This is a genomic window from Lysobacter sp. GCM10012299 (assembly GCF_042649405.1).
GTDB lineage: Bacteria > Pseudomonadota > Gammaproteobacteria > Xanthomonadales > Xanthomonadaceae > Lysobacter_J.
This window is the reverse complement of the sequence record NZ_JBHRZC010000002.1, coordinates 846416-854484: the sequence shown is the minus strand read 5'-3', so window position 1 is coordinate 854484 and position 8069 is coordinate 846416. Positions and strand designations below refer to the sequence as shown.

8 protein-coding genes are annotated in these 8069 nt (G+C 66.7%); 3 read left to right on the top strand and 5 right to left on the bottom strand.

Going from position 1 to position 8069, the window contains the following annotated elements; all coding sequences use genetic code 11:
- Nucleotides 1-613 precede the first annotated feature (613 nt).
- Both ACFOPO_RS08110 and ACFOPO_RS08105 read right to left on the bottom strand, forming a co-directional pair.
- Nucleotides 614-1243, bottom strand: a complete 630-nt coding sequence (locus tag ACFOPO_RS08110) for an aspartyl/asparaginyl beta-hydroxylase domain-containing protein (RefSeq protein ID WP_386702665.1) — start codon at nt 1241-1243, stop codon at nt 614-616.
- Between the two features lie 2 nt (nt 1244-1245).
- The gene (locus ACFOPO_RS08105) at nt 1246-1869 is read right to left on the bottom strand and encodes a sulfotransferase family 2 domain-containing protein (protein WP_386702664.1); all 624 of its coding nucleotides are present in this window, start codon (nt 1867-1869) and stop codon (nt 1246-1248) included.
- Nucleotides 1870-1996: 127 nt separating this feature from the next.
- Here ACFOPO_RS08105 and ACFOPO_RS08100 point away from each other — a divergent pair, with 127 nt between their 5' ends.
- Nucleotides 1997-2695, top strand: coding sequence for a hemolysin III family protein (locus ACFOPO_RS08100; protein WP_386702663.1), 699 nt, complete (start codon nt 1997-1999; stop codon nt 2693-2695).
- Between the two features lie 89 nt (nt 2696-2784).
- Nucleotides 2785-4755, top strand: a complete 1971-nt coding sequence (locus ACFOPO_RS08095; RefSeq protein ID WP_386702662.1) for an AsmA family protein — start codon at nt 2785-2787, stop codon at nt 4753-4755.
- Nucleotides 4756-4788: 33 nt separating this feature from the next.
- Here the strand turns inward: ACFOPO_RS08095 and ACFOPO_RS08090 are convergent, their stop codons facing one another.
- Genes ACFOPO_RS08090 through mtgA form a run of 3 tightly spaced genes read right to left on the bottom strand, consistent with a single transcriptional unit; the run spans nt 4789 to nt 7001 of the window.
- The gene (locus ACFOPO_RS08090) at nt 4789-5217 is read right to left on the bottom strand and encodes a CBS domain-containing protein (protein ID WP_386702661.1); all 429 of its coding nucleotides are present in this window, start codon (nt 5215-5217) and stop codon (nt 4789-4791) included.
- On the bottom strand, nt 5177-6193 hold the full coding sequence (locus ACFOPO_RS08085; RefSeq protein WP_386702660.1) for a glycosyltransferase family 2 protein: 1017 nt from the start codon (nt 6191-6193) through the stop codon (nt 5177-5179). Before ACFOPO_RS08085 ends, ACFOPO_RS08090 begins: the two co-directional genes overlap by 41 nt.
- A 49-nt stretch (nt 6194-6242) precedes the next feature.
- Nucleotides 6243-7001, bottom strand: a complete 759-nt coding sequence (mtgA, locus tag ACFOPO_RS08080) for a monofunctional biosynthetic peptidoglycan transglycosylase (RefSeq protein WP_386702659.1) — start codon at nt 6999-7001, stop codon at nt 6243-6245.
- A 99-nt stretch (nt 7002-7100) separates the two neighbouring features.
- Here mtgA and ACFOPO_RS08075 point away from each other — a divergent pair, with 99 nt between their 5' ends.
- Nucleotides 7101-8030 carry an Hsp33 family molecular chaperone HslO gene (locus ACFOPO_RS08075; RefSeq protein ID WP_386702658.1) on the top strand — a complete coding sequence of 310 codons (930 nt, stop codon included), beginning with the start codon at nt 7101-7103 and terminating at the stop codon, nt 8028-8030.
- Nucleotides 8031-8069 lie beyond the last annotated feature (39 nt).

Here is an 8069-nt window from a genome sequence, read left to right as displayed (position 1 = left end):
AGGGGCGGGGAGTGCTCCGTCCCGCGGACGACATCCTGTCTTTACGCGGGACGCGGGACATCCATGTCCCGCTGCTCCGCACTCCCCGCCCCTGCGGTCAACGCTCTGGCGATTCGTTGCACGGTCTTCGGTAAGGTCCAGCAAGGAGCAACGTCCTTGGGTTCCCGCCTTCGCGGGAACGACGGGCCCACCTCTCCGTCACCGCCGTCACCGTCATCCCCGCGAAGGCGGGGATCCAAGGACGTTGGCTTTGATTTGGGTTTGGCCTGCGAATTCGAGGTGACCCTCGCAGCCAGCAGCAGTCGCAGACCCGGAGGGCGCCGCACAGGACGTGCGGCGTTTTTCTAAGGGACAAGGATGTCCCTTAGAAAAATCCCCTCAAGCACTCCGCTCGTAGGACTGGTTTGTCGAGGAAGCCATTTCTTTTTGGTTACTTTTTCTTTGGGCCAGCAAAGAAAAAGTGACCCGCCGCTTTAGTGGCGGAAGCTGTTGACGTTGCCTCGCAAACCCAAGAGCAAAGGCAAAGTCAAAATGGATCCCGGCGTTCGCCGGGATGACGTGACATTGCTGATGGACTGCGGACCTGGATCCCGGCGTTCGCCGGGATGACGGGCTACTTCCGCGGCGGCAGCTTGCCCACCCACTCCGGTGCCGGCTGGTCCAGGTCGAAGTATTCGAAGATCAGATGGATGCGATCGCTCGACCCCGCGTTCTCGACCGCATGCACCGCCATGTTGCTGACCTCCACCGCCTCGCCCTCGCGGAAGTGGTAGCCGACGCCATCGATGAAGAACGTCACCTGCTCATTGGTCAGCAGCGGTACGTGGATCTTGTGCGGCCACTTCGCCGCCGGGTTGGCATCGCGGTGCGGCTTGATCACCCCGCCAGGCGCCATCCGCGCCAGCATCACCCGTGGGAATTCCGCACGCGCGTAGCCATACGGCGCCACGGCCTGCGCCAGCACCGGCTCGAGCAACTCGCGCCATTGCGCCCACAGCGGCCGATCATAGGAACCGCGCCAATCCTGGAAATCGCTGACGAAGCGGAAAACGATGTGCCGGGTGCGGTCGAGCGCCTCGAAGCGGTTGGGCTTGTCGGCGTTCTCGGCATCCCATAGCGCGTCGGGAATGGCCAGCACCGCGTCGCGCAGGCGGGCGATGTCGACCAGCCCCAGCGCGCGCACCGACGTCGTCTTGCGCGGGTTGGGCTGGATATCCAACGGAGAAACGGCATGCGGCTGCATGGTCAGAACTCGTATCCGAACAGTTCCAGGTCGCGCCGGTAGTACGCGGCGACGCCGTCGATCAGCGCCTGGTCATAGTAGTCCCGGTAGCTGCCGCGGCGCGAGCTGTTGACCTGCCCCAGCGGCGCCGAGGGAATGCCGATGCGCTCGCAGATGGCATCGTACGAGGCCTGCATCTCCTCGACGCGGCCGACATGGTCGGCCAGCAGCTTGCCGTCGGCATCGGTCACGAAGGTGTGCTGTGGCTGGAACAGGATGTGCTGCGTCGGCGGCGCCTCGAACAGCAGGTAGCGCATCACCTGCTGGGGCTGGTTGAGGAAGGCGCCGTCGGCACGGGTCATGAAGGCGCAGTAGGACACGAAACGATCGAACGGATTGCGCACGAACGCGAACTTGAAGTACCCCGCGAACGCTTCCTCGCCGAGGAAGGGCCGGATCTGGTCGAGGGTGATGTGGCCGTGCCTGATCGCCGCCAGCTCCTCGAACGGAAAGCGCTTGTTGACGAACAGGCCGACCTGCTCCAGGTCCGCTTCGCTCATGTGCTCGCGCAGGGCCTGCCGCACCGAGTGGGTCCCGGTCTTGGGGATCGCGGCGAACACGAAACGGTGCTGGTGGGAAATGATCATGGCCGAATCATAGCGACCCGTGGCCCGGGTAAGCGAAGCGCACCCGGGTCTGCGTCTGGCCCCGGGTGCGCTTCGCTTACCCGGGCTACTGAGCATTTGCTCCAACCTGCGCTAGGATGCTGGGGCCATGCCTACTGCACGCTCCGTCGAAGACGGCTCCGCTACCGCCACGCGCGGCAGTTCTTCGCTGCGCGAAGAGTTCTACAGCGCGCTCACCCATGGGCTCGGCGCCACGGCCGCGCTTGCCGGCGGCGCGGTGCTCATCACCCTGGCCGCGCTGTTCGGCGACGGCTGGCAACTTGCCGGCGCGATCGTCTTCGGCATCAGCCTGTTGCTGCTCTACCTGGCCTCGACGCTGTACCACGCGATCCAGCATCCGGTCGCCAAGGCGCGACTGAAGGTGTTCGATCACTGCGCGATCTACCTGCTGATCGCCGGCACGTACACGCCTTTCACGCTGATCGGCCTGCGTGGCCCGTGGGGCTGGAGCCTGTTCGCGGCGATCTGGGTGCTGGCGCTGGCCGGCGTGGTGTTCAAGCTGTTCTACACCGGCCGGTTCAAGCTGCTGTCGACCGGCATCTACATCGCCATGGGCTGGCTGGTGGTCGTCGCGATCGAACCGCTGCTGGGCGCGCTCGACGGCTGGACCATCGGCTGGCTGTTCGCCGGCGGCCTGTTCTACACGTTGGGCACCGTGTTCTACCACCGGCCGTCGCTGCCCTATTCGCATGCGATCTGGCACCTGTTCGTCGTCGCCGGCAGCGTCTGCCATTACGTCGCCGTGATGGCACAGGTCGTCTCGCCCGGCCAGATGATGCCAGGCTGAACTGCTCCGCTGCTGATCACGGGGCATTCACTCCCGCTTGACCGCCCCCCCTCGAAGGTGGGGTGAGGCCACTACAGGGAGCGAACTGCGTGCCCAGTTCCGAGGCACATCGTCCCAGGACATTTTCCACGGACACGCTGCTGCGGCATCCACTTCGGACCGCGCTCGTGCTGATCGCGATTGCACTCGTCGTGCTCATCGCGATCTGGGACTGGAACTGGTTTCGTGGCCCGATCGAACGCCAGGTGCAGGCCCGCACCGGGCGCGAGTTCCATATCCGCGGCAACCTCGATGTCGACCTGTTCCATCGCGAAGGTCGTTGGACGCCGCGCATCAGCGCCGGGTCGGTGAGCTTCGGCAATGCAGCGTGGTCACGACAGCCTGTCATGGCCGACGCCCAGCGCGCCGAGTTGAGCATCGCCGGGTGGCCGCTGTTGCGCGGCCAGGTGTTGCTGCCGCAGATCACCCTCGAACATCCACGCGTGCTGCTGGAAACCGACCCCAAGGGTGGCCCCGGCAACTGGGTGTTTGGCGAACCCGGCGAGACCGACATGCAGTTCCGCCGGGTCAACATCGACCAGGGGCAACTGCGCTTCCTCGACCGGCCCAAGCGCACCGACATCCGCATTGGCGTAAGCAGTTATGCGTTGCCGGACAAGGCCACGTCGTCGGCGCCGGTCGCCGTCGTCGGCGGGGGGCAATGGCGTGGCAGCGATTTCCGACTGCGCGGCAATGCCGCCTCGCCGTTGCTGCTGCGCGATCGCGACGCACCCTACCGCATCGACGTGCGCGCCTCGGCCGGTGCGACGCATGCCCATGCCCGCGGCACCTTGCTCGATCCTTTGCGACTGCGCGGCTTCGACCTGCGCATGGCGCTGTCGGGCCGCGACATGGCCGACCTCTACCCGTTGCTCGGCCTGGCCATTCCGACCACGCCGCCCTATGCGCTCGATGGCCAGTTCAGCCGCGAGGCCAACATCTGGCATTACCGCGACTTCACCGGCCGCATCGGCGACAGCGACATGCGCGGCGATGCCAGTGTCCAGACCGGCGGCAAGCGTCCCTACCTGCGCGCCGACCTTCATTCGAAACGCCTGGACTTCGACGACCTCGCCGGGTTCGTCGGCGGCACGCCGCAGGCCGGCCGCGGCGAGACGGCCAATCCCGAGCAGGCGGCCAAGGCCGCCGCGCGCCAGGCCAGTCCGCGCCTCATACCCGACAAGCCCTACGAACTCGACAAGTTGCGCGCGATGGATGCCGACGTGCGCCTGCGCGCAACGCACATCAACGCACCGCGCCTGCCCCTGGACGACATGGACGCGCACCTGCTCCTCGAAGGTGGCCTGCTGCGCATGCAGCCGCTCAACTTCGGCGTCGCCGACGGCGACATCCGTTCCAACATCCGCATGGACGCGCGCACCAACACCATCACCACTCGCGCCGACATCGATGCCGCCGGCCTGAGCCTGGCCAAGCTGCTGCCGGAAGTGAAGCTGGCGCAGAACGCCATCGGCAAGATCGGCGGCAAGATCAACATCGCCGGCAACGGCAACTCGGTCGCGCGCATGCTCGGCAGCAGCGACGGCACGGTGCTGCTGGGCATGGGCCGCGGCAAGATCAGCAACATGCTGATGGAGATGGCCGGCATCGACCTGGCCGAGATGATCAAGTTCAAGCTGTCCGGCGATCGCCTGATCCCGGTGCGTTGCGGCTTCGCCGACTTCGCCGTCGACGATGGCGTGATGACCGCGCGTAGTTTCGCCTTCGACACCACCGACACCATCCTGCTCGGCTCCGGCACGATCGACCTCGGCAAGGAGCAGCTCGACCTGACCATCCGCCCGCGGCCGAAGGATCGCAGCCTGCTCGCCTTCCGCACGCCGCTGAAGGTCGACGGCAGCTTCCGTCAGCCCAAGGTGCACCCGGACCTGGTCAAGGTCGGCCTGCGCGGTGCGATCGCGCTTACCCTGGCCACGATCACGCCGCCGGCGGCATTGCTGGCGACGCTGGAAACAGGGCCTGGCGAGGATTCGGGTTGCGGCGGGCGTTACGCGAAGTAACGCGTTCGCACGAGTGCGCTCAGCTGGCGCGGCTCAACTCGCTATGTACCGCTGCAGCTGGTCGAGTTCGATCTGCTGGTCCTCGATCACCGCCTTCACCAGGTCGCCGATCGATACCACGCCCAGCACCTCGCCGTTGTGCAGCACCGGCAGGTGGCGGATGCGGCGGTCGGTGACCATCTGCATGCAATGCTCGGCGGTGTCGGTCAGCGAGACCGTGAGCACCTGGCTGGTCATGATCGTGCGCACCGGCGTGTCGGCCGAGGAGCGCCCCTGCAGGACGATCTTGCGCGCGTAGTCGCGCTCCGAAAGGATGCCCACCAGGTGCCCGCCTTCGATCACGAGCACGGCACCGATACGCTTCTCGGCCATCAGCCGGATCGCTTCGATCACCGGCGCGTCCGGGCCGATCGCGAAGATCTCAGGCGCTTTGGCTTCTAGCAGTTGTCGTACGGTGCGCATGGCCGTCTCCTTCCGCAAGCGGGGCTTGCCCCGAGGATACTCCTGCCGCCGGCTGCCAGGTGTCGACGAGGTAAAGGGGGCGCTGCTTGGATTCGTCGTAGAGGCGGCCCAGGTATTCGCCGATCACGCCCAGCGCGATCAGCTGGACGCCGCCCAGGAACAGGATCACCGACATCATCGTCGGCCAGCCGGCCACCGGGTCACCCCAGAACAGCGCCTTCAGGATGACGGCCGCGCCATAGACGAAGGCCGTGAGCGCGGTCAGCAGGCCCAGGTAGGTGGCCAGGCGCAGCGGCGCCGTCGAGAAACTGGTGATGCCCTCCAGCGCCAGGTTCCACAGGCGCCAGAAATTGAACTTGCTGTGCCCGGCCGCGCGCGGCGCGCGGTGGTAGGGAATGGCAACGCTGTTGAAGCCAACCCAGCCGAACAGCCCCTTCATGAAGCGGTGGCGCTCGCGCAGCTGGCGCAATGCCGACAGCGCCCGCGGCGACAGCAGGCGGAAGTCGCCGGTGTCGGCCGGGATGGGCGTGCGCGACAGGCGTCCGATCACGCGGTAGAAGGCATGCGCGGTGCTGCGCTTGATCCAGCCTTCACCTTCGCGCTCCAGGCGGGTGCCGTGGACGTCGTCGTAGCCTTCGCGCCATTTCGCGACGAACTGCGGGATCAGCTCCGGCGGGTCCTGGCCATCGGCATCGAGGATCAGCGCTCCGCCTTCGTCGACGCGGTCGAGCCCGGCCGTCAGCGCCAGCTCCTTGCCGAAGTTGCGCGACAGCCGCAGCACGGCGACGCGGCGGTCGCTCGCGGCGAGCTGCTGCATCACCCGCCAGGTGTCGTCGCTGCTGCCGTCGTCGACGTACAGCACCTGCGCATCGAGATCGTGCAGCGGCTCGAGCACCGCAGCGATGCGCGGATGCAGCAACGGCAGGTTGTCGGCCTCGTTGAAGGCGGCAATGACAATGGTCAGGCGTTCGCTCATGAGCCGAATAGTAGCCCGGGTAAGCGCAGCGCACCCGGGTCCACCGGGCCTACTCCAGCCGCTTGAGGTACTCGGTCCCGCCGATATAGCGCATCTGCCGCTGGATCGCCTGCGAGCGTCGCTGCACGTAGGGTCCCGGCCTGGTCACGCTGTACCGCCGCGGGCTCGGCAGCACCGCCGCCATGCGCGCGGCCTCGGACGGCGCCAGCTGGCTCGCATCCTTGCGGTAATAGGTCCGCGCCGCGGCCTGCGCGCCGTACACGCCATCGCCGAACTCGGCGATGTTGGCGTAGACCTCGATGATCCGGTGCTTGGGCCACAGGGCCTCGATCAGCAGCGTGTACCAGGCTTCGATGCCCTTGCGCACATAGCTGCGCCCGCTCCACAGGAACAGGTTCTTGGCGGTCTGCTGGCTGATGGTGCTGCCACCGCGGACCTTTCGGCCGCGCGCGTTGTTCTTGCGCGCCTTCTCTATCGCCTTCAGGTCGAAGCCGAAATGCTCGGCGAAGTTCTGGTCTTCCGAGGCCACCAGCGCGAGCGGCAGGTTGGGCGAGATTTCGTCGAGATCGCGCCAGTCATAGGCGATGCGGAACGACCACTCGCCAGCGCCCCACGCCTCCAGTTGCCGCGACAGCATGAAGGCGCTGAAGGCCGGATCGACCAAGCGCAACGCCGCCACCTGCGCGATGCTGCCCAGCAGCAACAGCAGCGGCAAGGCCAGCAGCCAGCGAATCCAGCGACGGCGACGACGGACCGGAACGGCTGCGGCCCGGGCGGTGTGCCCGCCCGTTTCTTCGGTCCCCGTCATGCCTTGCACTGCGCCATCTCCATCCCCATCTTGTCTCGTCACCCTTCACACGGTCGCGTGCATTATCCGCCAATGCCACGCGCCGGCAGCACGAGCACGATGATGACCGAAGCCAGCACGCAATCCGGCCCCGACGGCAACGACCGCGACCAGTTGACCCGTTTCCTGATCGAAGGCGCCGGCGTGCGCGGTGTCCGCGTGCACCTGCAGGACACCTGGCACCAGATCCGCGAGCGCGCCGAGTATCCCCAGGCCGCGGCCGAACTGCTCGGTGAGGCCGCCGCCGCGGCCGCCCTTTTCACTGGTCACGCCAAGGTCGACGGACGCCTGTCGGTGCAGCTGCGCGGCGACGGTGCGCTGCGCACGCTGTTCGCCGAATGCACGGCCGCCGGCACCCTGCGCGGCATCGCCCAGCTCGCCGACGAGGGCGAAGTCTCGCGCGACCTCACCCGGCTCGGACCGGACGCGATCCTGGCGATCACCATCGAGAACCCCTCGATCGACGGCCGCGACCCCACCCGCTACCAGGGCCTGGTGGCGCTGGAATCGGACTCGCTGGCGGGCGCCTTCGAAGGCTATTTCCGCCAGTCCGAGCAGTTGCCGACGAGGCTCCTGCTGGCAACCGACGAACGGCACGCCGCGGGACTGATGCTGCAGAAGCTTCCGGGGGATGATGGCGACGACGACGGCTGGGCACGCGCCTGCGCCCTCTTCGACACCCTCAGCCCGCGCGAGCTCCTGGAATGGAGCGCCGACGATCTCCTGACCCGCTTGTTCCACGAGGACGGGGTGCAGTTGCTGGGCCGCAAGCCGTTGCGGTTTGCCTGTTCATGTTCACGCGAGCGGGTCGAGGCGATGCTCGTCTCGCTCGGCGAGGTCGAGGCGGAGGCGGCGGCGGACGCGGCCGGTGGCGAGGCCAACATCCGTTGCGAGTTTTGCGGACACAGTTACCGTTTCGGCAAAGAGGAAATCGCTAGCTTGTTCTCGGTGGCGGCAGTGGAACTGGCCGCTCCGGAGCGGCTTCAGTAGCCAGTCTCAGTTTCATCTGAAATTGTTAAATAAACATAA

Excerpts from the sequence above, each read along its gene's own strand:
- ACFOPO_RS08085 (WP_386702660.1), bottom strand. The coding sequence starts at position 6,193 with ATGAGCGAACGCCTGACCATTGTCATTGCCGCCTTCAACGAGGCCGAC.
- ACFOPO_RS08105 (WP_386702664.1), bottom strand. The coding sequence starts at position 1,869 with ATGATCATTTCCCACCAGCACCGTTTCGTGTTCGCCGCGATCCCCAAG.
- ACFOPO_RS08100 (WP_386702663.1), top strand. The coding sequence starts at position 1,997 with ATGCCTACTGCACGCTCCGTCGAAGACGGCTCCGCTACCGCCACGCGC.
- ACFOPO_RS08075 (WP_386702658.1), top strand. The coding sequence starts at position 7,101 with ATGATGACCGAAGCCAGCACGCAATCCGGCCCCGACGGCAACGACCGC.
- mtgA (WP_386702659.1), bottom strand. The coding sequence starts at position 7,001 with ATGACGGGGACCGAAGAAACGGGCGGGCACACCGCCCGGGCCGCAGCC.
- ACFOPO_RS08110 (WP_386702665.1), bottom strand. The coding sequence starts at position 1,243 with ATGCAGCCGCATGCCGTTTCTCCGTTGGATATCCAGCCCAACCCGCGC.
- ACFOPO_RS08090 (WP_386702661.1), bottom strand. The coding sequence starts at position 5,217 with ATGCGCACCGTACGACAACTGCTAGAAGCCAAAGCGCCTGAGATCTTC.